Source organism: Citrobacter sp. wls717 (assembly GCF_005280955.1).
GTDB classification, from domain to species: domain Bacteria; phylum Pseudomonadota; class Gammaproteobacteria; order Enterobacterales; family Enterobacteriaceae; genus Citrobacter; species Citrobacter werkmanii.
Genome location: NZ_SZWW01000038.1, coordinates 39,993 through 65,249 on the forward strand (window position 1 = coordinate 39,993; position 25,257 = coordinate 65,249).

Annotated in this window: 16 protein-coding genes and 1 pseudogene; 6 read left to right on the forward strand and 11 right to left on the reverse strand. The window is 52.4% G+C overall.

What is annotated here, in order from left to right; all coding sequences use genetic code 11:
- Positions 1 to 4: 4 nt before the first annotated feature.
- Genes napA through napF form a run of 3 tightly spaced genes read right to left on the reverse strand, consistent with a single transcriptional unit; the run spans position 5 to position 3,232 of the window.
- Positions 5 to 2,491: a nitrate reductase catalytic subunit NapA gene (napA, locus tag FDX09_RS18515; protein ID WP_038642191.1), complete on the reverse strand. Its 2,487-nt coding sequence runs from the start codon at positions 2,489 to 2,491 to the stop codon at positions 5 to 7.
- A complete protein-coding gene (napD, locus tag FDX09_RS18520) occupies positions 2,488 to 2,751 on the reverse strand; it encodes a chaperone NapD (RefSeq protein ID WP_038642193.1) in 264 nt (87 codons plus the stop codon). The genes napA and napD overlap by 4 nt, the downstream gene beginning before the upstream one ends.
- Complete coding sequence (gene napF / locus FDX09_RS18525) at positions 2,741 to 3,232, reverse strand: ferredoxin-type protein NapF (RefSeq protein WP_137347671.1); 492 nt, start codon at positions 3,230 to 3,232, stop codon at positions 2,741 to 2,743. Before napF ends, napD begins: the two co-directional genes overlap by 11 nt.
- A 413-nt stretch (positions 3,233 to 3,645) precedes the next feature.
- Between napF and eco the strand changes: the two genes are divergently transcribed.
- Positions 3,646 to 4,143, forward strand: coding sequence for a serine protease inhibitor ecotin (gene eco, locus FDX09_RS18530; protein WP_038643271.1), 498 nt, complete (start codon positions 3,646 to 3,648; stop codon positions 4,141 to 4,143).
- A 93-nt stretch (positions 4,144 to 4,236) separates the two neighbouring features.
- Here eco and mqo read toward each other — a convergent pair whose 3' ends face one another.
- On the reverse strand, positions 4,237 to 5,898 hold the full coding sequence (gene mqo, locus FDX09_RS18535; RefSeq protein ID WP_085047851.1) for a malate dehydrogenase (quinone): 1,662 nt from the start codon (positions 5,896 to 5,898) through the stop codon (positions 4,237 to 4,239).
- Positions 5,899 to 6,175: 277 nt separating this feature from the next.
- Here mqo and FDX09_RS18540 point away from each other — a divergent pair, with 277 nt between their 5' ends.
- Positions 6,176 to 7,420, forward strand: a complete 1,245-nt coding sequence (locus FDX09_RS18540) for a SulP family inorganic anion transporter (RefSeq protein WP_137347672.1) — start codon at positions 6,176 to 6,178, stop codon at positions 7,418 to 7,420.
- Here FDX09_RS18540 and mgtE read toward each other — a convergent pair.
- The 6 genes and pseudogenes from mgtE to FDX09_RS18575 form a co-directional block, all read right to left on the reverse strand.
- A complete protein-coding gene (gene mgtE, locus FDX09_RS18545; RefSeq protein WP_069323415.1) occupies positions 7,383 to 8,819 on the reverse strand; it encodes a magnesium transporter in 1,437 nt (478 codons plus the stop codon). The genes FDX09_RS18540 and mgtE overlap by 38 nt on opposite strands.
- Positions 8,820 to 8,924: 105 nt before the next feature.
- Entirely contained in the window at positions 8,925 to 10,568 is a 1,644-nt protein-coding gene (locus FDX09_RS18550; protein ID WP_137347673.1) for a multidrug ABC transporter permease/ATP-binding protein, read from the reverse strand.
- A gap of 35 nt (positions 10,569 to 10,603) precedes the next feature.
- Positions 10,604 to 11,294: pseudogene (alkB, locus tag FDX09_RS18555) on the reverse strand (DNA oxidative demethylase AlkB).
- Positions 11,294 to 12,358: a bifunctional DNA-binding transcriptional regulator/O6-methylguanine-DNA methyltransferase Ada gene (ada, locus tag FDX09_RS18560; protein WP_137347675.1), complete on the reverse strand. Its 1,065-nt coding sequence runs from the start codon at positions 12,356 to 12,358 to the stop codon at positions 11,294 to 11,296. The pseudogene alkB and the gene ada overlap by 1 nt, the downstream one beginning before the upstream one ends.
- 79 nt (positions 12,359 to 12,437) lie before the next feature.
- Positions 12,438 to 13,490, reverse strand: a complete 1,053-nt coding sequence (gene apbE, locus FDX09_RS18565) for an FAD:protein FMN transferase ApbE (protein ID WP_137347676.1) — start codon at positions 13,488 to 13,490, stop codon at positions 12,438 to 12,440.
- 116 nt (positions 13,491 to 13,606) lie between these two features.
- Positions 13,607 to 14,707, reverse strand: coding sequence for a porin OmpC (locus tag FDX09_RS18575; RefSeq protein WP_121529301.1), 1,101 nt, complete (start codon positions 14,705 to 14,707; stop codon positions 13,607 to 13,609).
- 743 nt (positions 14,708 to 15,450) lie between these two features.
- Here FDX09_RS18575 and rcsD point away from each other — a divergent pair.
- Together rcsD and rcsB are read left to right on the forward strand one after the other, a co-directional pair.
- On the forward strand, positions 15,451 to 18,120 hold the full coding sequence (gene rcsD / locus FDX09_RS18580; RefSeq protein WP_137347677.1) for a phosphotransferase RcsD: 2,670 nt from the start codon (positions 15,451 to 15,453) through the stop codon (positions 18,118 to 18,120).
- 16 nt (positions 18,121 to 18,136) lie between these two features.
- Entirely contained in the window at positions 18,137 to 18,787 is a 651-nt protein-coding gene (gene rcsB, locus FDX09_RS18585) for a response regulator transcription factor RcsB (RefSeq protein ID WP_003027592.1), read from the forward strand.
- A gap of 87 nt (positions 18,788 to 18,874) precedes the next feature.
- On the opposite strand, the gene rcsC is transcribed toward rcsB, so the two are convergent.
- Positions 18,875 to 21,721: a two-component system sensor histidine kinase RcsC gene (rcsC, locus tag FDX09_RS18590; RefSeq protein WP_069323410.1), complete on the reverse strand. Its 2,847-nt coding sequence runs from the start codon at positions 21,719 to 21,721 to the stop codon at positions 18,875 to 18,877.
- A 168-nt stretch (positions 21,722 to 21,889) separates the two neighbouring features.
- Between rcsC and atoS the strand changes: the two genes are divergently transcribed.
- Both atoS and atoC read left to right on the forward strand, forming a co-directional pair.
- A complete protein-coding gene (gene atoS, locus FDX09_RS18595; protein ID WP_038643273.1) occupies positions 21,890 to 23,728 on the forward strand; it encodes a two-component system sensor histidine kinase AtoS in 1,839 nt (612 codons plus the stop codon).
- On the forward strand, positions 23,725 to 25,110 hold the full coding sequence (gene atoC / locus FDX09_RS18600; RefSeq protein ID WP_137347678.1) for an acetoacetate metabolism transcriptional regulator AtoC: 1,386 nt from the start codon (positions 23,725 to 23,727) through the stop codon (positions 25,108 to 25,110). The genes atoS and atoC overlap by 4 nt, the downstream gene beginning before the upstream one ends.
- Positions 25,111 to 25,257 lie beyond the last annotated feature (147 nt).

The following is a 25,257-nucleotide window of genomic DNA, read 5'->3' on the forward strand; positions in this document are numbered from 1 at the left end:
CGCGTTACACCTTCGCCAGTTTCACAGCGCACTTCTTGAAATCCGTCTCTTTGGAGAGCGGATCCGTCGCATCCAGCGTCAGATTGTTCACCAGTTGTGCGGCATCGAAGAACGGCATGTATACCAGCCCCTGCGGCGGACGGTTACGCCCGCGCGTTTCAACAATCGAGATAACTTCGCCACGGCGGGAAACCACTTTGACTTTATCGCCACGGCGCAGATCGCGCGCTTTTGCATCCAGCGGGTGGATAAACAGCACAGCTTCCGGGAAGGCGCGGTGCAGTTCAGGCACACGACGCGTCATGCTGCCGGTATGCCAGTGCTCCAGCACACGTCCAGTGGAAAGCCACAGGTCATACTCTTTATCCGGCGCTTCAGCGGCAGGTTCAAATGGCAGCGCGAAGATGACCGCTTTGCCGTCCGGCTTACCATAGAACTTGTAGCTTTCCCCCGCTTTCACGTACGGGTCGTTGCCTTCGCTGTAGCGCCACTGAGTCTCTTTGCCCTCAACGACCGGCCAGCGTAAACCGCGCGCTTTGTGGTAATCGTCGAATGGTGCGAGATCGTGCCCGTGGCCACGGCCAAACCAGGCGTACTCTTCGAACAGCCCTTTTTGCAGATAGAAGCCCAGCTCGCGGGATTCATCGTTGAGCTGATCTTCAGCCAGTTCAGCTACCGGGAATTTGGTCACGGCTGGCGTGGCGAACAGCACGTCATACAGCGTTTTGCCGCGCAGCTCCGGTTTCTGCGCCAGTAGTTCTTCCGGCCATACCTCTTCTGTTTTGAAGCGACGGGAAAACTGCACCAGTTGCCACAGATCCGATTTCGATTCACCCGGCGCTTTAATCTGCTGACGCCAGAACTGAGTGCGTCGTTCCGCGTTACCGTAAGCCCCTTCTTTCTCTACCCACATTGCGGTCGGTAGGATCAGATCGGCTGACAGGGCGCTGACCGTCGGGTACGGATCGGAGACGATGATGAAGTTGCGCGGATCGCGCCAGCCCGGCATACGCTCTTCGTTGATGTTCGGACCGGCCTGCATGTTGTTGGTGCACATCGTCCAGTAGACATTGAGTTTGCCATCTTTCAGCGCACGGTCTTGCGCCACGGCATGCAGCCCGACTTTTGCCGGAATGGTCCCCGATGGGATATTCCAGTGCTTCTCACAGATATCGCGGTGTTTTTCGTTGGTGACCACCATGTCCGCAGGCAGACGATGGGAGAACGTCCCAACTTCACGCGCGGTACCGCAGGCGGAAGGCTGACCGGTCAATGAGAACGGACCACAGCCTGGCTGAGAAATTTTACCGGTCAGCAGGTGCAGGTTATAGACCAGGTTGTTGGCCCACACGCCGCGGGTATGCTGGTTAAAGCCCATCGTCCAGTAGGAGATGACTTTTTTCTTCGGATCGGCATACAACTGCGCCAACTGTTCCAGTTGATCTTTCGGTACGCCGGTCATTTCGGCGGTTTTATCCAGCGTGTACTCAGCAACGAAGGCTTTGTAATCCTCAAAGCTCATCGGTTCAGAGGCATCGGAACCTGGATTCTTCGCCGCTTTTTCCAGCGGATGAGTTGGACGCAGGCCGTAGCCGATGTCCGTCACCCCTTTACGCAGGTTAACGTGCTTGCTAAAGAAATCCTGGTTGATCGCATTGTTTTGAATGATGTAGTTAGCGATGTAGTTGAGGATCACCAGATCGGTTTGCGGCGTGAAGACCATACCGTTATCCGCCAGCTCAAAACTACGATGCTGGAAGGTGGAGAGCACCGCGACGGTAACATTCGGATCGGACAGACGACGGTTGGTGATGCGCGACCACAGAATCGGGTGCATCTCCGCCATATTCGCGCCCCACAAGACGAAAGCATCGGCATGCTCAATATCGTCATAACAGCCCATCGGCTCATCCATACCAAAGGTACGCATAAAACCAACCACCGCTGACGCCATGCAGTGACGCGCGTTCGGGTCGATGTTATTAGAACGGAAGCCGGCTTTAAACAATTTGGCGGCGGCGTAACCTTCCCAAATCGTCCACTGACCCGAGCCGAACATGCCGATAGACTCTGGGCCTTTTTCTTTCATGGACGTTTTGAATTTCTCTTCCATCACGTCAAAGGCCTGCTCCCAGCTAATCGGAGTAAATTCACCCTCTTTGTGATACTTCCCGTCCTTCATGCGCAGCATCGGCTGTGTTAAACGGTCTTTTCCGTACATGATTTTCGGCAGGAAGTAACCTTTGATGCAGTTAAGCCCACGGTTAACCGGCGCATCCGGATCGCCCTGGCATGCCACTACACGCCCTTGCTGCGTCCCGACCAATACGCCACAGCCTGTCCCGCAGAAACGGCACGGGGCTTTGTCCCATTTGATGGCTTCTTGCTGACCGACTACCGCGCGGGCTACGCCCGGCACGCTTAACCCGGCAGCCGCCGCAGCGGCCGCAACGGCGTTAGCTTTCATAAAGCTACGACGACTGAGTTTCATGGTGTTTCCTCACCTTGCTCATCCTGCTGGTGATAAACCAGCGACACCGCCAGCACGCCCGCAACGTTGCGCACTGACTCAATAGTTTTCATTAGCGTTTCACTTTGCTCTGCTTCCACCACCACAATGAGCTGGCCGCTTTCCACATCGCTAAGTGCAACTTCGCAACCCGGAAACGAACGCAACTGCGTGGCGATATCATTGATATGCTGACTTTTGGCCTGAACGACCAGGCTGCAGACCTGCCAGTTACTGTCCATGGTTGTACTCCGCATTAATGGCTGATACCGGGCAAATCGCGACACACGCGCCGCATCCGTTACAGGCCTGATTGTCGAGCTGTGGCTGATAAATACCGGACAGCATGGGGCGAAAGGTTATGGCCATGGGTTCACAGCTATCCTGACAGCGATGACACTCAACTGATTGGTGTGCGAGACAGTTTTCCCCGATCCTAAAATTCAGATCCCATGCCCTGGTGTGGCGCGGAAGAAAAAGTGATTCGGGACAGGCCTCTGCGCAGGCATAACAAAAGCTGCACTCGCCGTGTTTGAAATTTACGCTCGGATAACCACCCTGGCCTCGCTGCAGGATGTCGGTTTCACACGCCTGGATGCAGGCGTCACAACGAAGGCAATGGGCCAGAAAGTGAGAGTCTTCCTTGCTCCACGGCGGACGGATCCCTGCGTTGGCGTTACGCCAACTGCCTGTCAACATGCCTCGACGGGATAAATCAACCATGACATTGTCCTTCCATAATGACGCTCTCCCCCGGCGGGTTGAACGACATAAAAAACTGCACTATTTATGAGTAGTTATTTTTAGTCGTAAGATATTTCAGGATGTGTAAGAGGAGCATACCCCGATCGGGGTAAATGCTGTTGCCGGATCAAAAGAGTGTTGAGTTGACGGGAAAAAATGCGCTTTTGCTCACGTTTCAATGAGTTATATAATAAATTATATAACGAAAACACTATAAAGAGAATAATCTTAAAATTAAGATAAACCTTAGAATATATCACTACACACAACCGACAACACTCAAATACTCACTGAAAATATAAGTAAATAAAGATTAATAGATAATGCAAATATGTTAACCTGCCCCAGACTCGTTCATAAGACAGAAGAAAGGAAACACTGTGAACAATAAGATGAAGACAATTGTCCCTGCCGTGCTTTTCGCCGCCTTTGCCAGCACCTCTGCCTGGGCTGGCAGTAACGATACCGGTGCTCAGCCGCTGGAAAAAGTCGCCCCGTATCCTAAAGCGGAAAAGGGTATGAAGCGCCAGGTAATCCAGCTTCCCCCTGAGAAAGATGAATCTACCCTGAAAGTAGAACTATTGATCGGCCAGACGCTGGAGGTCGACTGCAACCAACATCGCCTGGGCGGAGAACTGGATAGCAAAACGCTGGAAGGTTGGGGATACGACTACTATGTTTTCGACAAAGTCACCTCTCCGGTTTCAACCATGATGGCCTGCCCTGACGGTAAAAAAGAGAAGAAATTTATTACCGCGTATCTGGGTGATGACGGTATGCTGCGCTACAACAGCAAGTTGCCGATTGTGGTCTACACCCCGGAAAACGTGGAAGTGAAATACCGTATCTGGAAAGCGGAAGAGAAGATTCAGGACGCAGTCGCGCGCTAAGTGAGAATGTGCCGGATGGCGGCGTTCCGCCTTATCCGGCCTACAGACGCGTGAACCAGGCCGGATAAGCGCAGCGCTTATCCGGCATTTTATTTACAGCGCGATATCCGCCACAGCTTTCTGCTCAGGCTGCGGTTGAGCCTGAGGTTTCAACTGCGGTTTTGGCGCTTCATCGGCAACCTGCGGCTTGTCGTATTTCAGACCCAGAACTTCGCTGGTGTATTGCAGCTCTTGTTCAGTTGCCTCAACGTTTCCGTTCAGCTTAGTACCATAAGACGGAATAATCGTTTTCAGCTTCGCCTGCCACTCGGGGCTGGCGACTTTATCTTTAAACACTTTTTCCATCAGATGCAGCATGATCGGCGCCGCGGTTGATGCACCAGGCGAAGCGCCCAGCAGTGCAGCAATCGTACCTTCTTTATCGCTGACCACTTCAGTTCCCAGACGTAGCACGCCGCCCTTTTCTGCATCACTTTTAATGATCTGCACACGCTGCCCCGCCTGCCATAGACGCCAGTCCTCTTTTTTCGCCTGCGGATAGTATTCTTGCAGTGCGGCAAAACGGTCGTCATCGCTCAGCATCACCTGACTTACCAGATATTTCACCAGATCGAAGTTATCCAGACCTACGTTGACCATCGGCATAAAGTTCGACGTCGTGGTCGAGCTGAGCAGATCCCACAATGAACCGTTTTTCAGGAACTTGGTGGAGAATGTCGCGAATGGCCCAAACAGCACGACACGCTTGCCATCCAGGATACGGGTATCGATGTGCGGTACCGACATCGGCGGCGCACCCACAGAGGCCTGACCATACACTTTCGCCAGGTGGCGATTCACTACGTCCGGGTTTTCCGCCACCAGGAACTGGCCGCCAACCGGGAATCCGGCATAGCCTTTCGCTTCCGGAATGTCGGTTTCCTGCAACAGCTTCAGCGCCGCGCCACCGGCACCAATAAAGACAAACTTCGCCTTGATATCATGTTCCGCTTCGTTGTTTTTCAGATCGGCGACCGTAACGGTCCAGCTATTGTCTGCATTACGCTTAAAGCCTCGTACTTCGGTGCTCAGTTGTAGCGCAAAGTTGGGCTTCTTCTGCAACGAGGCAATCAGTTGGCGCGTGATTTCACCATAGTTAACGTCAGTACCAATCTCGGTGCGCGTTGCCGCGACTTTCTGTTTCGGATCGCGACCTTCCATGACCAGCGGCGCCCACTCTTTAATCTGCGCGTGATCTTCGGAATAACGCATACCACGGAATAAGGTGCTCTGCTGCAGGGCGGTGTAACGGGCGCGCAGGAAATTCACGTTCTCGTCGCCCCAGACAAAACTCATATGCGGGACGGTAGTGATAAATGAGCGCGGTTCATGCATCACGCCATTATTGACCTGATAAGCCCAAAACTGACGGGAAATCTGGAAGGCTTCGTTGATTTCGACTGCCTTTTCAATGCTGATGCTACCGTCGGCCTTTTTAGGCGTGTAGTTCAGCTCCATCAGTGCGGAGTGGCCGGTTCCGGCGTTGTTCCAGCCGTTCGAACTTTCCTGAGCGACGCCATCCAGTCGCTCGACCATGGTCATTGACCATTGTGGCTCCAGCTCTTGTAAATAGGTTCCCAGCGTGGCGCTCATGATACCGCCGCCAATCAACAGTACATCCGTTTCCTGCTCTTCCGCCGCTTTCGCTTTTGCTGCCATTGAGACAACGTTCAGCCCTACAGCCATGGTGAAGAGCATGGCAGTCACTTTTTTCATAATGTTAATGCCTTACTTTTAGTATCGCTTTTTGCTTTTAATGCAGGTGAAAATCGAGCGGCACCAACGGTAACACTTAAGTAAAAATAATTAAATATTGTTTATAAATTATATTTTAATTTTAAAAATGTTATTAATACGTTGATAATTTATACGGTTATTGACAATCACTTCTGGAAACCTGCCCGCCAGACGCGTACTATGCTGCGCTTTGCTATTCACGCACGGATGCCTGTCGGTCTTCTGTTATCAGGCCCTTTCTGACCTGAGAGTTACTATGTCTGCAACACACTCCTCCCCTGCGGTGACAGAACAGAGCACCCGCGCCGTACTGCGACAACCCCGCCTGTTGGTACGAGAAACGCTGGCGGGGGTGGTAACCGCCCTGGCGCTGATCCCGGAAGTGATCTCTTTTTCCGTTATTGCGGGCGTCGATCCTAAAGTCAGCCTGATCGCTTCCGTCGTGTTGTGCCTGGCAATGTCTTTTTTAGGCGGCCGTCCGGCAATGGTTACCGCCGCGGCAGGGTCGGTTGCGCTGGTGATTGGTCCGATGGTGCATCAACATGGCGTGCAGTACATTCTGCCTGCGGTGGTGCTGGCTGGGATGATTCAGATCCTGTTTGGCGTATCAGGGATGGCGCGTCTGATGCGATTCATTCCTACAGCCGTCATGACCGGCTTTGTCAACGCCCTGGGCATTTTGATTTTCTTTGCCCAGGTCCCGCATTTCTGGGGGAAAAGCCCGCTAATCTGGGGACTGTTTATCCTGACGCTGCTGATTGTGCTGTGGGTTCCGCGATTGATTAAAACAATCCCCGCGCCGCTTATCGCCATCGTGCTGCTGACGATATTTACTGTAAGCAGTGGGCAACTGTTACCAACCGTCGGTGATGAAGGTTCAATGAGCGATAGCCTTCCGGGGTTAACGCAGTTGTTAGTGCCGCTCAACCTGCAAACATTGGCCATTATCTGGCCCTGTGCGCTGAGCATCGCTTTTGTCGGTTTGATGGAGTCGCTGTTAACCGCCCGTCTGGTGGATGATCTGACGGTGACACCGTCGAATAAGAATCGAGAGAGCACTGGACTGGGGATAGCCAATATTCTGGCCGGATTTTATGGCGGCATTGCCGGGTGCGCGATGATTGGTCAGACCATCGTTAACGTCGAGATGGGCAAAGGACGCAGCCGCGTTTCGACGATTGCCGCCGGGCTGGTGTTGCTGCTGCTAGTCACCGCGTTGAGCGAAGTCATGGCGAAAATACCCATGTCGGTGCTGGCGGGAATTATGGTGATTGTGGCGGTGAAAACCTTCAGTTGGCAGAGTATCCAGCCCGCGACACTGACGAAAATCCCCGTTACTGAAACGCAGGTCATGCTGATAACCGTCGGCGCAACGGTCGCTACCGGCAACCTGGCGATTGGCGTGGTTGCCGGGGTGATGACGATGCTCATCCTGCCGCGCATCGTCAGACGTAAACGCGCGGCTACATCAGAAATAGCGTTGCCAGACCGAGAAAAATAAAGAAACCGCCGGTATCGGTGATTGCCGTAATCATGACGCTTGAGCCGACCGCCGGGTCGCGCCCGAGCTTCACCATCGTCATGGGAATAATCACCCCCATCAACGCCGCCATCAGCAGATTAAGCATCATCGCCAGGGTCATCACGCCGCCGAGCGCCATATCATCGTACAGCCACCAGGTAATGCCGCCCATAATCCCCCCCCAGACGAGGCCATTTACCAGCGCCACGCCCATCTCGCGCAGGATCAAAAATGTCAGGTTTCCCGGCTGAATATTTTGTAGCGCCAGCGCGCGAACAATCATGGTAATAGTTTGATTTCCGGTATTGCCGCCGATCCCTGCCACAATCGGCATCAGCGAGGCCAGCGCCACCAGTTGCGAGATCGTATGTTCAAAGCCATCAATGACCCGCGAGGCGATAAAGGCGGTACAGAGATTAATGGCCAACCATGCCCAGCGGGTTTTTACCGCTTTGGTAACAGGAGCAAACACATCCTCTTCGGCGCTCAAGCCCCCCATTCGACGCAGATCGGTATCGGTCTCTTCGTATACCACATCAACGATCTCATCAATGGTCAAACGGCCCATCAACTTACCGGCAGGATCAACCACCGCGGCACTGACCAGGTTGTCACGTTCGAACGTACGCGCGGCGTTTTCGGCAATGTCTTCCGGGGAAAAGGTGAGAGGGTCATCTTCCATCACCTCGCTGACTTTACGCTGCACATCATTGAGCAGGATACAGGTTAGCGTCAGTTCGCCGACCAGCACCTTATTGCGATCGGTCACGAAAAGTTTATCGGTGTTCTCCGGCATCCTGCCCAGCCGCCGTAAATAGCGCTGCACCACTTCCAGCGTCACGTCCGGGCGCACGGTGATGACTTCGAACTCCATAATCGCACCGACGCGATTCTTCTCGTAGTGCAATACCTGGCGCACGCGCGCCCGCTCCTCTGCGGGTAACGTTGCCAGCAGACGGCCTGTGAGATTACGCGGCAGATGCTGGACCAGGTAAATCTGTTCATCGATGTCGAGATATTGCAGGGCATCCAGCAGCTCGCGATCGCTCATCTCATCAATCAGATCGTCCCAGACGTTTTCTGACGCCTCAAGCAGGACGTTACCGCGTTTTTCATTTTGGACCAGCCGCCACAGGGCGTGGCGCTCTTCAGAAGGTAATGCTTCGAGGGTATCGGCCAGATCGGGCGGCGGCAGGTGCGCCACCAGCGCCCCTACCTCAGCAATATCGTCGGCTAAGGTACCGACGTCATATTGCTCAGCCAGGGTAAGCTTGCCCAACAGCGTGGAAATAATGGCTTTATCAGTGGTCAGCAGCCAGATGAGGCGCGCGCGCTCTTCATCACGCAGTCTGGCGCTGTTTTTGTTGAATGCGGACATTAATCATAAATCCATGATATGAAATATCATTAATCATGATGCCGATTTATGTAAATAACAATAAACGCAACCGCCGGGCGGCTAAAAAACCGGCGGTTGCAGGGATTACGCAGTACGAGCGACGGCATCTCGCGAGGCGGCGTCACGCTCATCGCCCACTAATTCACTTAACTGTCCGTTACGCATCTCCAACAGACGATCGGCGTGAACAAAATAGTGATCGTCATGGCTAATAGCGAAGATGGTTTTACCCATTTCCTGCATCAGCGGCAATAACACCTGATAGAACTCACGGCGGAAGTGCGGGTCCTGATCGGCAGCCCATTCATCCAGCAGAATAATGTCACGCTCCTCCGCCAACGCCAGCAGCAGCGCCACGCGTTTTTTCTGCCCTTTCGACAGCTTGAGATTGAGAATACGCCCATCGTTCAGCTCAAGCTTGTGACCCATCTTCAGATGTTCCAGCCACTTTGCCACCAGCGCCGGATCGGCCTCTTTACCTTCCGGACCGAGCAGTTTGTCGAACAACCAGACGTCGGTAAACACGGCGGAGAACAGCTTGCGATAGTCCTCTGGTTTTTCGACAGCAACCGCTTTGCCGTCGAGCAGGATCTCGCCTGACTGCGGTTGATACAACCCGGTGAGTAACATAGCCAGTGTGGATTTCCCACTACCATTGCCGCCAATCAGGAAGATCAGTTCCCCGCGACGAATAGTCAGATTTACCGGTCCGACAGAGAACGCATTATCCTGATAGTGGAATACCACGTTACGCAGCTCCAGCGTTTGCCAGTCCGGAAACGCGGTTGGTCGCGGGAATTCGGCCTTAAAGGGCGCCAGTGAGAACTTATTCAGCTTATTAAAAGCGACCTGTGCGGTGAGCAGCGTCGGCAATGCGCCAACGGCAGAAAGCAGCGGCGTACGCAGGAATAACAGCGTCAGCGAATAGGTCGCCGCCACGGCGGTATCCGCCCAGCCCAGACTGTTAGCCATCCAGAACACCAGGCCAATGGCGCCCAGCATCATAATGTTCGACCAGTTCACCGCGCTGAGGTGGAAGGTATCGGCACGGATAATATGGTGACGATATTCTTTAGCGTCCGGGACGTATAATTGATTAAAGATGTGCTCGGCGCGCTCGCGGTTGAGCGTCAACTCTTTGCGCCCTTCCAGCACCGTCTGGTAATCGTTGTACAATTTGTCTTCTGTTTCGCGCAGGGTCGCCATATGTTTATATACCCGCGCGACCAGCACAAACCCGCCCCAGATGGTGATTGCCATCCAGATTGCCGTCACCAGCAGCATTTTGGTTGATAGCATCGCCAGATACGCCGCCGACCCAATAGTCAGGATAATCCCCTGCACCAGCTCAGGCAGACGAACAAAAGCAATGGTGATGTTGCGGATATCGCTGGTTAAACCGGCCAGCAACGAGGCGCTGCCAAGCTGTTCGATACGCTCGACGTGGGTGTCCAGAATACGCTTGATAAATTCACTACGCAGGCGGTAAACAAAGTGGTGTCCCAGCGTGGTTAACGCCAGTTGTGAGCCGAGGGTAACAATCATCAACAATAGCAGCAGGCCAAGAAACTCCGGCAGCACCATCAATGTGGTGTCGACCGTTTCAATCAGGCGCTGGTTAATAAACGCAATCAGCCCAATTCCCAATGCAGCGCTGGCGAGGCTGAGCGCCATGACGCTGATAAATGGCCAGCGATACTGCCGCCAGACAAGAAGTAAAAGTTCCATGCAAACAACCCGGACAAGTAATAACAGCCCGCAGTTTAAACATCTCTTTGCCGACAGCAATAATAATTCTTATTTTTATTCTTTTTTACCAGCCTGGCGAAACGTCAGATTGTAACGACAGTCACCGGTTAACGGATGATACCCTGTCTTAAGTGGCTGGATCCCATGATAAAACAACCGTGAGTTCCCACCCCATACCACGACATCGCCATGCTCCAGCAGTAAACGTTTTAAAGGGTCATTACGGCGCAAACCGCCAAACTGAAAGATGGCCGGTAACCCCAGCGAGACAGAAACGATAGGCGCCCGCAGGTCAGGTTCGTCTTTATCCTGATGTAATGACAGTTTCGCCCCTGGCGTGTAGCGGTTAATAAGGCAGGCATCGGGTTGAAAATCGGCATAGCCCGCCGCCGTTGCCGCCTGCTGGCACAGTGCAGCGAAAGCATCCGGCATCGGCGGCCATGGCGCACCGGAAAGCGGGTCAAACGGAGAATAAAGGTAGCCATGTTGATCCGTCGTCCAGCCCAAATGACCGCAGTTGGTCATCGCCACCGACATCGTGTAACCGCCGGGCGTCACCATCTGGCGAAACGGCGACTGTCGGGCGACAGCCGCGATCGCCTGCAGCAAAGACGGCGCGGACTCAAAGGCAAAACGCCGCAAAATTACCGCGCCGGATGCCAGCGGTTCCTGCCAGGGTTTCTCATCCGCAAAGAGATCAAGCATTACGTTTCCTCCCCAGATATTTCTCGTTGCAGTAACTGCGCTTTGCGCGCAATACCCCAGCGGTAGCCCGAAAGCGCACCATCATTACGGATCACCCGGTGACACGGGATGACAATCGCCAGTTTGTTGGCTCCGCAGGCGCTGGCCACCGCGCGCACCGCTTTCGGTTTACCGATGGCGCTGGCTAACTGCTGGTAACTAACCGTCTTCCCACATGGGATTGCGCGCAGCGCCTGCCACACCTGCAGCTGGAATGCGGTCCCGCGGATATCCAGCGGCAGCGACAGTGGCGTATTGCGCGTATTGATCACGGCGATGACCTCACGCACATGCTGCTGGAAATCAGCATCGGCTGCTTCATCCTGAGCGGCGGGAAACAGCTCATGCAGTTCCGCGACCAATGTAGCATCATCATCACCCAGCAAGATCGCGCAGATACCGCGTTCGCTTTCCGCCACCAGGCAACGCCCCAGGGCGCAATCTGTCAGGGTATAGCGCACAGAAACGTTGTCGCCGCCTTTGCGAAATTGCCTGGCGGTCATCCCTAGTGCCTGATCCGCTTGCCGGTAATAGCTGCTGCTGTCGGGGAATCCGGCGTTCAAAATCGCCTGGGTTACTGGCGCCCCTTTTGCCAGGGCATCGCGCAGACGACGAGCGCGCCAGGACTGCTGCCACGCTTTCGGGGTCATGCCCGTCGTGGCTTTAAACAGACGGTGCAAGTGATACGGGCTCATCGCCACCTGCTGCGCCAGCTCATCCAGCGTGAGGGGCGACTCCTGCTCCAGCAACTGACAGGCGTGGGCTATTTTGTCCAGCCGATGCTGCTGCGCGCTGTCTTTATCCGGCTGGCAGCGTTTACAGGGCCGAAATCCGGCGGCCTGCGCCTGCTCGGCATCAGCAAAGAAACTGACATTTTTGCGCAGCGCATGCTTCGCCCGACAGGACGGGCGGCAGAAAATACCGGTAGTGTGGACGGCGAAAACAAACTGACCGTCGGCGTCAGCATCACGATCCACAACAGACTGCCAGCGGTCATCATCCGTTATGCGTAAACGACTTTTCATTATGGACTCCTTTGTTAAGCATAGCGCTTAGCCTCAGTGTGTCCTGATAGCCAGGTATAAAAACCCGCAATCTTGCTTTTTAATTTTTTTCGCTGAGCAGAAAGCTTTTAAACTGCGGCGACATCCAGGTTTTAAACCCTTGCCCCTCTTTCACAATCATATAGACCGCCAGCCCTTCACGACGCACCACCTCTTTGGCCTTTTCCGGGCCGAGCACCATCAAACCGGTATCCCAGCCGTCAGCCTCCAGCGCCGTAGGGGCTATCACCGTCACAGACACCAGATTGTGTTCGATCGGACGACCGGTTTGCGGATCGATAACATGCGACAGGCGTTTACCGTCCAGCTCGTAATAGTTACGGTAGCTACCGGAGGTGCTGATGCCGTGCCCGTTAATGTCGACAACCGCTTGCACCGCGTTTTCTCGATCGGTGGGTTTCTGGATCGCCACCCGCCATGGATGGCCTTCCGCATTCATACCACGACTGTTTAGCGCACCGCCAACGGAAACCAGATAACGGGCGATCCCCTCTTGCTCCATCAGTCGCGCCAGATGATCGGCGGCATAACCTTCACCAACGGTAGACAGATCCACATACAGATCCGGCAAGTCTTTTTGCAGGTAATCCCGATGAGCCTCATTAATCACTTTCAAATGTGAAAGTCCGGTTTGCGCTTTTGCGGCGTCAATTTGCGCCTGAGTGGGAATGTGCACGGGTTGCTGATCCGGACCAAAACCCCACAGGTTGACCAACGGTCCCACGGTGATATCCATCGCGCCATTGGTTTTCGCGCCAATTCGCAGCGCCGACGTGACGATATCCGCCATAGCGTCATTAACCGGCCACGGCGACAAGCTTTTCGACAGATTAAAGCGCATCAGGGCAGAATCATTTTTATAGGTTGAAAGAAGCTGATCGTCAGCATCAAGCTGAGTCTGGATCTTCGCCTGCAACTCCCTGGCGCGTTTGGCATCCACGCCCACCGCGCTGACCCGCCAGAAGGTGCCCATCGTTTTACCTTCCAGAACGGTGGCGGATTGTGCGGTCTGAGCCGGTTTCGGGGCCTCATCGCACCCGACAAAAAAGATCGTCACAGCCAGCAGCGCTGCGCGATAAAAATTCATTTCCATACGTAATTATCCTCATGCGAACGGGCGCAAGAGTACACCAAAAATCGTTGTTTGTACGGCGGAAAAAAAGCATTAAAAAAGGCCCCGCAGGGCCTTTTAACAATAATAAGCGCAGATTAGAACTGGTAAACCAGGCCCAGTGCTACGATATCATCGGTAGAGATGCCAGCATCACGGGTGAACTGGTTGTCATCCAGCAGGTTGATTTTGTAATCAACATAGGTGGACATGTTTTTGTTGAAGTAGTAGGTTGCGCCAACATCAACATATTTCACGATGTCCTGGTCACCGTAACCATTGTTCAGGTCTTTACCTTTAGACTGCAGGTAAGCCACAGACGGACGCAGACCGAAGTCGAACTGGTACTGCGCAACAGCTTCGAAGTTCTGTGCTTTGTTAGCCCAGCCCAGGTTACCCGCACGCGTTGCGTTGTAGGTCTGGGTGTACTGTGCTGCCAGGTACACGTTGTTCGCGTCGTATTTCAGACCACCAGTGTAAGTTTCAGCACGATCGCCAGTACCGAAGTTCAGCTTGTTCTGCTCGTCAGTACGTTTAGAGCTGGTGACTGCAGTACCCAGGGAGAAGCCTTCACCGATATCATAAGTGATAGATCCGCCAACGCCGTCGCCGTTCTGATTCAGTGCATCACGACCGTTGCCGGTCACACCCGTCATGCCTTCGCCTTCCGGGCTACCGTTTTTACCCTGGTACTGAATGGCAAAGTTCAGGCCATCAACCAGACCGAAGAAGTCGGTGTTACGGTAGGTCGCGAAGCCGTTACCACGCTGCTGCATGAAGTTGTCAGAAGTGTAAGTGTCGCCACCGAATTCCGGCAGAACGTCGGTCCAGGACGTTACGTCGTAAACCACGCCGTAGTTACGACCGTAGTCGAAAGAACCTGCATCAGCGAACTTCAGACCAGCAAACGCCACACGGGTCCAGGCGTTGTTTTCGTTTTCAGAGGAGTTACCCATGATCTGGTATTCCCACTGGCCGTAACCGGTCAGTTGGTCGTTAACCTGGGTTTCGCCTTTGAAGCCGATACGCATATAGGTCTGATCACCATCTTTAGAAGAGTCATCAGAGAAATAGTGCAGACCATCGACTTTACCGTACAGGTCTAATTTGTTGCCGTCTTTGTTGTAAATTTCAGCCGCATTTGCTGCGCCTGCTACCAGCAGAGCCGGTACCAGGAGGGACAGTACTTTAACTTTCATGTTATTAACCCTCTGTTATATGCCTTTATTGCTTTTTTATGCCACTGCTCACTGGCTAACCCTCATTAACCAGTCGGCAACTTCATTCTCCGCAAAAACACAGAATAATCCAACACGAATATGATACTAATACTTTAAAGATGTTTCATTTATCTATGTAGATGTTTCAAAATATTAACAAAAGGGAACTTTTTTTAATTAAGAAAATGGAGAGAATAAGCACAAATAGTCAAGAATCATTATAAAATATATATAAATCAATTAATTAAACAAAACACAACCATAGCACTGAATGATAAAAAAAAATCTTCACTCGCAACTAAAATAGACTCGCTATCATCATTAACTTTATTTATTACCGTCATTCATTCATGAATGTCTGTTTACCCCTATTTCAACCGAATGCTCTGCGTTCGGTTTTTTTTTACTCTTCTTTACACAAAGCTGACTGCTCTGTGCTACCGATGAAAAACTATCACGTCTATTAATCATCCCGTCACGTCGAGATCAGAAATAAACCTTATTATTAATTTCTTGTTATTTAATGCTAAATGTATACATTCACTACAAAATATTTGTACCCGTTATTATCCGCTGTACACTTTTGCATCATCGGGGGGGGTGCAGCAAAATGTGACGTAGCCAATGCAAACTCTGTGGCATGGTCCAGGTATGGCAATTCATACATTACCCTTTATACTGCCCCTTCAACTTTCGCGTCGTTTAACAGGTCATAAACACGAATGAGTCAGTCTGACACAACGGCTTCTACCCGATTCTCCCTACTACCGGGAAATATTACCCGTTACTTCTTATTACTGATCGTGGTGCTGTTGGTGATGATGGGCGTCATGGTCCAGAGCGCCGTCAATACCTGGCTAAAGGATAAGAGCTATCAGATTGTCGATATCACCCATGCCATTCATAAAAGGGTCGATACCTGGCGATACGTGACCTGGCAAATTTATGACAATATTGCCGCCACGCCGAGCTCGCCTGGCGCAGAAGGGCTGCAGGAAACTCGCCTGAAACAAGATGTCTACTATCTTGAAAAACCTCGCAGAAAAACCGAGGCGCTGATTTTCGGCTCACATGACAGCTCTACGCTGGAGATGACCCAACGAATCTCAACCTATCTGGATACGCTGTGGGGCGCGGAAAATATTCCATGGTCAATGTATTACCTTAATGGTCAGGACAATAGCCTGATCCTTATCTCAACATTGCCGCTAAAAGATCTGACTTCCGGCTTTAAGGAATCGACGATCGGTAATATTGTTGACTCCCGGCGCGCTGAAATGTTGCAGCAGGCCAATGCGCTGGATGAGCGCGAAAGCTTCTCATCGTTGCGCCGTCTGGTCTGGCAAAACGGACATTACTTCACGCTGCGCACGACCTTTAATCAGCCGGGACATCTGGCAACGGTTGTCGCCTTTGACCTGCCGATTAATGACCTGATCCCTGCCGGCATGCCGCTGGACAGTTTCCATCTGGTCCCTGATACCAGCTCAACGACTGAACATGTTAATGAAAAAGAGTCGCCTGACAGCGTCAGTATTAGCTTCAACAACAGTAAAATTGAGATCTCATCGGCGCTGGACACGACGGATATGCGGCTGGTCTGGCAGGTTCCATTTGGCTCATTGCTACTCGATACGCTGCAAAACATTCTGCTGCCGCTGTTACTGAACATCGCGTTGCTGGCCCTGGCGCTGTTTGGTTATACCACCTTTCGTCACCTCCCTGCCCGTTCAACCGAAGTGGCGCCAAATCATGCGGCAAATAATGAACTGCGGATCCTGCGTGCGATCAATGAAGAGATTGTTTCCCTGCTGCCGCTGGGATTGCTGGTGCACGATCAAGAAGCCAACCGCACGGTAATTAGCAATAAAATTGCCGACCACCTGCTGCCGCATTTAAATCTGCAAAATATTACCAGTATGGCGGAACAACATCAGGGCGTTATTCAGGCCACTATCAATAATGAACTGTATGAAATCAGGCTGTTTCGCAGCCAGATCTCATCGCGAACGCAGATCTTTATCATTCGTGACCAGGACCGTGAAGTACTGGTTAATAAGAAGTTGAAGCAAGCGCAGCGGCTGTATGAGAAAAACCAGCAGGCCCGCGCGGCCTTTATGCAGAATATTGGTAATGCGCTGAAGGACCCGGCTAAAACACTGGCTGCTAATGCCGCCGCGCTCAATACCCCCGACAGCCAAAAACTGGCCAATCAGGCCGACGTTCTGGTTCGCATGGTGGATGAAATCCAGTTGGCTAACTTGCTGGAAAGCGACGCCTGGAAAGGTGAATCGACGCTGTTTTCCGTGCAGGCCTTGATTGACGACGTGGTCCCGGAGGTGTTGCCGGCCATTAAGCGTAAAGGGCTGCAGCTACTGATTAAAAATCACCTTAGCGCTCATGACGAACGCCGTGGCGACCGCGATGCCCTGCGTCGTATTTTGCTGTTGCTGATTCAATATGCGGTAACCACCACGCAGATTGGTAAAATCACACTGGAGGTCGACCAGGATGAATCGGAAGCTGAACGTCTGACTTTCCGCATTCTGGACACCGGGGAAGGCGTCACGTTACAGGAAGTTGATAACCTGCATTTCCCGTTCATTAATGACACACAAGGCGATCGTTATGGCAAAGCCAACCCGTTAACGTTTTGGCTGTGCGATCAGTTAGCCCGTAAGCTGGGTGGACACCTGAACATTAAAGCGCGGGAAGAGCTTGGAACACGTTATATAGTCCATGTTAAAATGCCACTGCACGATCAACATGCTGATAGTGAAGAGCGCCTGTTAGATGACGTCTGCGTGATGGTTGATGTGACCTCTAATGACGTACGGAGCATCGTATTACGTCAACTGGAAAACTGGGGGGCAACCTGCATCACGCCCGACGAACGGTTGAATAGTCAAGAATATGATCTCTTTTTAACAGATAATCCGTCTAATCTTACTGCCTCGGGCTTGCTTTTAAGCGATGATGAGTCTGGCGTACGGAAAATTGGCCCCGGCCAGCTGCGCGTCAACTTTAATATGAGCAATGCTATGCAGGAAGCTGTCCTCGAGCTGATAGAAGAGCAGTTGGCACAAGAAGAGCTCCAGGAGCTCCCCCTCGGCGGAGATGCAAACGCCGAACTTCATGCCAGCGGTTACTATGCACTCTTTGTAGACACAGTACCGGATGATGTTAAGAGGTTGTATACTGAGGCAGCAATCAGTGATTTCGCTGCGTTAGCCCAAACGGCTCATCGCCTGAAAGGCGTGTTTGCCATGCTTAATCTGGTACCCGGCAAGCAGTTATGTGAAGCGCTGGAACATCTTATTCAAGAGAAAGATGCTCCAGGTATAGAAAAATACATCAGCGACATTGACGCATACGTCAAGAGCTTGCTGTAGCAAGGTAGCCCAATACATGAACACTATGAACGTAATTATTGCCGATGACCACCCGATTGTACTGTTCGGTATTCGTAAATCACTTGAACAGATCGAGTGGGTTAATGTTGTCGGCGAATTTGAAGACTCCACAGCACTGATCAACAATTTGCCTAAGTTAGATGCTCATGTGTTGATTACCGACCTCTCCATGCCGGGAGATAAATACGGTGATGGGATCACGTTAATAAAATACATCAAGCGCCATTTCCCGAGCCTGTCGATTATTGTACTGACCATGAACAATAACCCGGCCATCCTGAGCGCGGTGCTGGATCTCGATATTGAAGGGATTGTCCTGAAGCAAGGCGCGCCAACAGACCTGCCGAAAGCGCTGGCCGCGCTGCAAAAGGGGAAGAAATTTACTCCGGAAAGCGTTTCTCGTCTGCTGGAAAAAATCAGCGCCAGTGGCTATGGCGACAAACGCCTGTCACCGAAAGAGAGCGAAGTTCTGCGCCTGTTTGCCGAAGGTTTCCTGGTGACTGAAATTGCCAAAAAGCTCAACCGCAGTATTAAAACCATCAGCAGCCAGAAAAAATCGGCGATGATGAAACTCGGTGTGGAAAACGATATCGCGCTGTTGAATTACCTCTCTTCCGTGACGCTGAGTCCTTCAGATAAAGAGTAATTAACTGCCTGATGGCACTGCGTTTATCAGGCCTACGAACAGTTTGTTCCGTAGGCCTGGTAAGGCAAACCCCGCTATCCGGCATCTTTATCCCCGCGCCTTCCTCACTCTTTCCGCATAGACCGTCAGCGTTTGCTTCAATACATCTAATGTCACTGGCTTGGAAAGACAGCTATCCATACCGGATTCCAGACACCGCTGCTTCTCTTCAGCCAGCGCGTTTGCCGTCACGCCCACAACCGGCAACGTTAAACCTAACTGGCGGATGCGCTGAGTCAGGCGATAACCATCCATGTTTGGCATGTTGACGTCGCTCAGCACGATGTCGATATGGTTTTTACTCAGTACATTGAGGGCATCGACACCGTCATTTGCCGTTTTACACTGATATCCCAACGATCCCAGTTGATCGGCAAGTAAACGCCGGTTGATAGGATGATCGTCGACCACCAGTATCATCATGTCATCGTTGGTAGCGCCGACTTTATCCGGAGCGGGTAACGCCGTCGAGAGTTCTTCACTCCCCAGATCAACGCTGTAAATATGCGCCAGCAGCGCGGGCAGTTCGTGCGGTGACGCCACGCTGTGCACCCACTCCCCTGGCCCCCTTTCCAACGGAATCCCAATATGGCGACGGCAGAAAATCACCGCGGCACGTCCTTGCCACGCCTGTTCCAGCACATCGTCGGCAACCAACAAGTCATCAGCATCCGGGCGCTGCCCCTCATAACGCAGCACGGTCACCCCGTTACGCATCAGACTGGATTCGACAAAGCGATACAGCGATGCGTTGCGCACCGCCAGCCAGCAACGGGTGCCAGCCAGTCCTTCTACGCCTTTTTTCTGCGGATACTGGGCGCCATAAAGAGGAATACGGAGCGTAAACTGGCTGCCCATTCCCGGTTCTGAATCAACGGAAATGTCGCCATCCATCATGCTGATCAGTTTTTCACAGATAGCCAAACCGAGCCCGGTTCCCTGGAAATTACGCTGTACGCCAGTGCCCACCTGGAAGAAAGGATCGAACAAACGGACCACTTCTTTGGCGGGGATACCCACCCCGGTATCACGCACACGGATACTGAGGTAATCACCGTCACACTGCACATGCAGCACAATGCAGCCGGTATCGGTAAACTTGATCGCGTTACTCAGCAGATTGGAGATCACCTGCTGTAAACGCATAGGATCGCCATTCAACGCGACGGGCACATCCGGGTCGATAAAACAGTACAATCCCAACTGCTTACGCACCACCAGCGGCAGATAGTTTGCCGTAATATGGCTCATCACTTCACGCGGTGAGAACTCGCGCGGTTCAATCTTCAACTGTTCAGATTCAATTTTCGAGAAATCGAGAATATCGCTGATAATTTTCAACAGCAGGCTGGAAGAGTTATTCATCGCCGTCACCAGGCGATCCACCCCGTTGGGTAACTCTTTGGTTTGCAACAAATCGAGGTTACCGATAATGCCATACAGCGGCGTACGCAGCTCATGGCTCACTGTCGCAAGGAACATCGATTTGGACTGACTCGCCTGTTCCGCCGCCTGGGCCATCTCCTGCAACGACTCTTCCATTTTAACGCGCGCACTGACGTCAACCAGGACGCAAATTGCCACGTTTTCATTGCGATAGCGCGAATGCACAAAGCTGATTTGCAGATTGGTATTGTTACTGGTCAGCACATCGACAAAATTAACCTGCTGGCCGCAGATGATTTGCGTTAACCGTTGCCGGTCTTCATGCGTCAGCATGTTCAGATAGGTATGCGCCAGTTCATTACTCAGGATGTTAATGCCATCCAGCGTGCGCAAAATACAAATCCCCACCGGCGCGGAAGCCACGATTTTACGGTTAAATTGCTCGTGTTCCTCCAGGCGCTGAGCATCGCTTTCCGCAGGAATAAAAATACGCCGCTCATACATACGCGTAAGCATAAACAATGCCGCGCCGACCAGCACATTCAGCAGAATAGCGTTCAGGATCATCATGCGGATCCGCTCCAGCACCAGATCAACCGGAACAGAGTACACAATGCTCAGCGATGACGGCGGGAGATTTTTCTTCAGCACCAGATCGCGAAAACCCGGCGTATAGCCAAACCAGGAACGCTCCTGCATCCAGCGTGGTTCAGCCTTAATATTCCCCTCAGGGCCGGTGAGCGAAATCAGCGCATGACCATTTTCATCGAGAATGGTCACCCCCATCGGCAAACTGCCCGGCGTGAAGAAGTTCTCCATGCGAATAGGTTGTTCCACGCCCAGCAGCGCCTGCAGACGGTTGGCAAGATAAACCGGCGTCAGCGCATAGAAATAGCCCACTCCAGGACGCGGCCCCTGGCTAATCCAGAACAGGTTATTACCGTTTTCATCCTGCGGCGCATTGCGATACTTAATAATGCGCTCATGCAGCGCTTTCAGGGCCTGGTCACGTTCGACGGGCATCTCACGCAGACCAAAGTTCGCCATACAGAGATTATCGCTGCCGATCAGGAATACGCGATTCAAATCATAGGCAGCAGAAAAATTGTCGCGCCAGTAGCGCATAAACCACGCCAGCGACTCCAGAGAACCTCGCCAGGCGTTGCCCATCACCGAACAGTCGGAGTCGGCAAACAGCGGCTCAAAATTAGGTACGACGGTTTTGTCATCCCGCGCCCGCAGCGACATCACGCCGTTTTCCGCCGTTAAGCGATTCTCGGCAATATATTTCAGCTCTTTAATAACATCCGATGTGCGCTGGATATAACGCTGGGCCTGATCGGAGCTGAGGTTAAGTTCCTGATGGATCTCAGACTCTCTCTGGTGCAGCGCGTTCACAATGTAGAACACGGAGGCAAAAGCGATCAGACACCAGATCAGGAGCGCCAACGCTCTGAACAGGTAGCGTGAGACTTTTAGGGTTGAATGAACGGAAGCAAGGTATTTCAAAGGGGCGAAGCTCCGCCTCAGGGCATTAATAGAGTGTGGTTAAGGTAGCGGTAAATGTCCGGCGTCGCAATGCCCTCTCTTTACGGGAATATGATACACCGCTCTGAAACCGTTGTCTTAACCCGTGATAATCGTCGTTTGCCTGAAACACACTGCACGGATGTCAGAATGCGCGACCTGAGATGGCTGGCTCGTCGGTTATATCCACGACGATTACGCAACCAAATGATCATGATGGCCATTCTGATGGTCATCATTCCGACGATATCCATAGGTTATATCGTAGAAACTGAAGGCCGTTCAGCAGTCTTATCTGAAAAAGAGAAAAAACTGTCATCAGTCATAGCGCTGCTAAATGATGCACTGGGCGACAGCTTTAACGACTACGATAACCTGCCGCGCGAAGAGCGCATTCGGGCGCTGAATCATGAGTTAGCTCCTGTTACCGAGCGAATTACCCGGGCGTTTCCCGGCGTTGGCGCAGGGTATTACCACAAAGCGCTGGATGCCATTATCACCTACGCGCCCTCTGCGCTGTATCAGAGCAATGTAGGTATCACTATCACCGACGATCATCCGGGACGCGAAGTGATGAGTAGCAATGCGCCAGTGGTCTATTCAGGGCGACAGGTTCGTGGCGACATACTCAACTCCATGATCCCAATAGAGCGCCAGGGAGAGGTTATTGGGTACATCTGGGCCAATGAGCTAACCCAAGATATTCGCCAGCAGGCCTGGAGAATGGACGTCAGGATAATTGCCGTACTGGTTACCGGGCTCATCTTTAGCCTGCTGTTGATCGTGCATTTTTCACGCCGACTCAGTGCGAATATCGACATTATCACTGATGGACTCTCAACGCTGGCACAAAAAACGCCCGCCCGACTGCCTGAACTCCCCGGCGAGTTGGGACAAATCAGCCGTAGCGTTAATGCGCTGGCGCAAACGCTACGGGACACCAAAACCCTCAACGATCTGATTATTGAAAATGCCGCAGATGGTGTGATCGCCATCGACAGACAAGGTGACGTCACCACCATGAACCCGGCGGCAGAGCAGATAACGGGCTACTCGCTGCATGAGCTGGTGGGTCAATCTTATGCGACGCTGTTTGCCAACACGCAGTTTCATAGCCCGGTACTGGATACTCTCGAGCACGGTACTGAGCACGTGGCTCAGGAGATTAGCTTTCCGGGACGTGAACGCACCATTGAGATAAGTGTTACCACCAGCCGGATCCATAACGCACACGGCGAACTGATTGGCGCGCTGGTTATTTTCTCCGATTTAACCGCCCGGAAAGAGACTCAGCGACGGTTGGCGCAAACCGAAAGGCTCGCCACTCTGGGTGAACTGATGGCCGGGGTCGCGCATGAAGTGAGAAACCCGCTGACCGCAATCCGTGGCTACGTCCAGATCATCCGCCAGCAAACCTCCCTGCCGGAACATCAGGAGTATTTATCTGTTGTGCTTAACGAAATTGATTCCATCAATAAAGTTATTCAACAGCTGTTAGATTTTTCACGTCCGCGACAAAGCCAGTGGCAGCAGATTCAGCTCAATGCGTTGATTGAAGAGACGCTAATCCTGGTGCAAACCGCCGGCCTTCAGGCACGGATTGGTTTTACCACGGAATTAGATCCTAGCCTGCCGCCGATCGTCGCCGATCGCGAACTCCTCAAGCAGGTGATCCTCAACATTTTAATCAATGCAGTACAGGCGATCGCTGCGCGAGGCGAAATTCGCATTCGCACCTGGCAATACTCGGCCTCACAACAGGCCGTGATGATTGAAGATAATGGCAATGGTATCGATCTCGCCATTCAGAAGAAAATATTCGATCCCTTTTTTACGACGAAAGCATCAGGCACTGGTCTTGGACTGGCGCTGAGCCAGCGCATTATCAATGCGCATCAGGGGGATATCCACGTAACCAGCCAGCCTGGCTGTGGGGCGATATTCACTCTGATTTTACCTCTTAACCCGCTGGGAAATCCGTCAGAATGAAAACGACATACCGTATTCTCATCGTTGATGATGAAGAAAATGTTCGCCGTATGCTTGCCACCGCATTTTCCCTGCAAGGGCATGAAACGCATTGCGCCAGCGACGGGAAAGCCGCGCTGAGCCTGTTTAGCGAAACGCAGCCAGACGTCGTGCTGATGGATATTCGCATGCCGGAGATGGACGGCATCGACGCGCTGAAAGTGATGCGCGCCCAGCAACCACGTATCCCTGTCATTCTGATGACCGCGTATGCCGAAGTCGAAACCGCCGTAGAAGCGCTACGTAGCGGCGCATTTGATTACGTGATTAAGCCCTTTGATCTCGACGAGCTTAGCATGGTGATTCAACGCGCATTGCAACTGCAGGAGATGAAACAGGAAATCCGCAATCTGCACAAAGCGTTGAGCACCAGCTGGCAGTGGGGGCATATTCTGACCAACAGTCCGCGTATGATGGATATCTGTAAAGACACAGCGAAAATCGCCCTCTCACAGGCCAATGTCCTGATAAGCGGTGAAAGCGGCACAGGAAAAGAGCTGATCGCCCGCGCCATTCACTACAACAGCAAACGCGCCAATGGCCCATTTATCAAAGTTAACTGCGCGGCTCTGCCGGAGTCGCTGCTGGAAAGCGAGCTATTTGGTCACGAAAAAGGCGCTTTTACCGGGGCACAGGCGTTGCGTCAGGGGTTATTCGAGCGCGCTCATCAGGGAACGCTGTTGCTTGATGAAATTGGTGAGATGCCGCTGGTGTTACAAGCCAAACTGCTGCGTATTTTGCAGGAGAGAGAGTTTGAACGCATCGGCGGGCACCAGACCATTCGCGTTGATATTCGTATCGTCGCCGCCACCAACCGCTGCCTGCAAACCATGGTGAAGGAAGGAACGTTTCGCGAAGACCTGTTTTACCGGCTCAACGTTATCCATTTAACTTTGCCTCCCTTACGCGAGCGTCGTGAAGACATTGCCTTACTCGCCAACCACTTTTTACAAAAATTCAGCGCTGAAAATCAGCGCGATATTATCGAGATCGACCCGACGGCAATGTCGATGCTCGCCGCCTGGTCCTGGCCGGGTAACATTCGTGAACTGTCAAACGTCATCGAACGTGCCGTCATTATGAATACTGGCGCGATAATTTTTGCCGACGATCTCCCCGACGCTTTCCGCAACCCGGTGAGCGCCACGACAGAGACAAAACCGACTCACTCCGGGGAGCGCAATCTGAAAGAAGAGATTAAGCGTGAGGAAAAACGCATTATACTCGAAGTCCTCGACAGTCAGGACGGCAACCGCACCCGCACGGCGTTGATGCTGGGGATTAGCCGACGCGCCCTGATGTATAAATTACAAGAGTACGGCATCGACCCTTCGGGTTCCTGATACGCAAATTTGCTATGCAGAATTTTGCACACTGCGCAAAATTCTGCATAGCCCCTCGCTTTACCTCCCCGTTAGAAATATAGAAATACATTAATAAATTCAAACGATTAAAGATTAATACGTCTTTTAAAGCATCCTGGCATTCTG

What these genes read in the sequence shown, in the direction of transcription:
- napF (WP_137347671.1), bottom strand. Translation starts at nt 3,232, where the DNA reads ATGGTTGATTTATCCCGTCGAGGCATGTTGACAGGCAGTTGGCGTAAC.
- napA (WP_038642191.1), bottom strand. Translation starts at nt 2,491, where the DNA reads ATGAAACTCAGTCGTCGTAGCTTTATGAAAGCTAACGCCGTTGCGGCC.
- eco (WP_038643271.1), top strand. Translation starts at nt 3,646, where the DNA reads ATGAAGACAATTGTCCCTGCCGTGCTTTTCGCCGCCTTTGCCAGCACC.
- FDX09_RS18575 (WP_121529301.1), bottom strand. Translation starts at nt 14,707, where the DNA reads ATGAAAGTTAAAGTACTGTCCCTCCTGGTACCGGCTCTGCTGGTAGCA.
- atoS (WP_038643273.1), top strand. Translation starts at nt 21,890, where the DNA reads ATGCGCGACCTGAGATGGCTGGCTCGTCGGTTATATCCACGACGATTA.
- apbE (WP_137347676.1), bottom strand. Translation starts at nt 13,490, where the DNA reads ATGGAAATGAATTTTTATCGCGCAGCGCTGCTGGCTGTGACGATCTTT.
- rcsD (WP_137347677.1), top strand. Translation starts at nt 15,451, where the DNA reads ATGAGTCAGTCTGACACAACGGCTTCTACCCGATTCTCCCTACTACCG.
- ada (WP_137347675.1), bottom strand. Translation starts at nt 12,358, where the DNA reads ATGAAAAGTCGTTTACGCATAACGGATGATGACCGCTGGCAGTCTGTT.
- FDX09_RS18540 (WP_137347672.1), top strand. Translation starts at nt 6,176, where the DNA reads ATGTCTGCAACACACTCCTCCCCTGCGGTGACAGAACAGAGCACCCGC.
- FDX09_RS18550 (WP_137347673.1), bottom strand. Translation starts at nt 10,568, where the DNA reads ATGGAACTTTTACTTCTTGTCTGGCGGCAGTATCGCTGGCCATTTATC.
- atoC (WP_137347678.1), top strand. Translation starts at nt 23,725, where the DNA reads ATGAAAACGACATACCGTATTCTCATCGTTGATGATGAAGAAAATGTT.
- rcsB (WP_003027592.1), top strand. Translation starts at nt 18,137, where the DNA reads ATGAACACTATGAACGTAATTATTGCCGATGACCACCCGATTGTACTG.
- mqo (WP_085047851.1), bottom strand. Translation starts at nt 5,898, where the DNA reads ATGAAAAAAGTGACTGCCATGCTCTTCACCATGGCTGTAGGGCTGAAC.
- napD (WP_038642193.1), bottom strand. Translation starts at nt 2,751, where the DNA reads ATGGACAGTAACTGGCAGGTCTGCAGCCTGGTCGTTCAGGCCAAAAGT.
- mgtE (WP_069323415.1), bottom strand. Translation starts at nt 8,819, where the DNA reads ATGTCCGCATTCAACAAAAACAGCGCCAGACTGCGTGATGAAGAGCGC.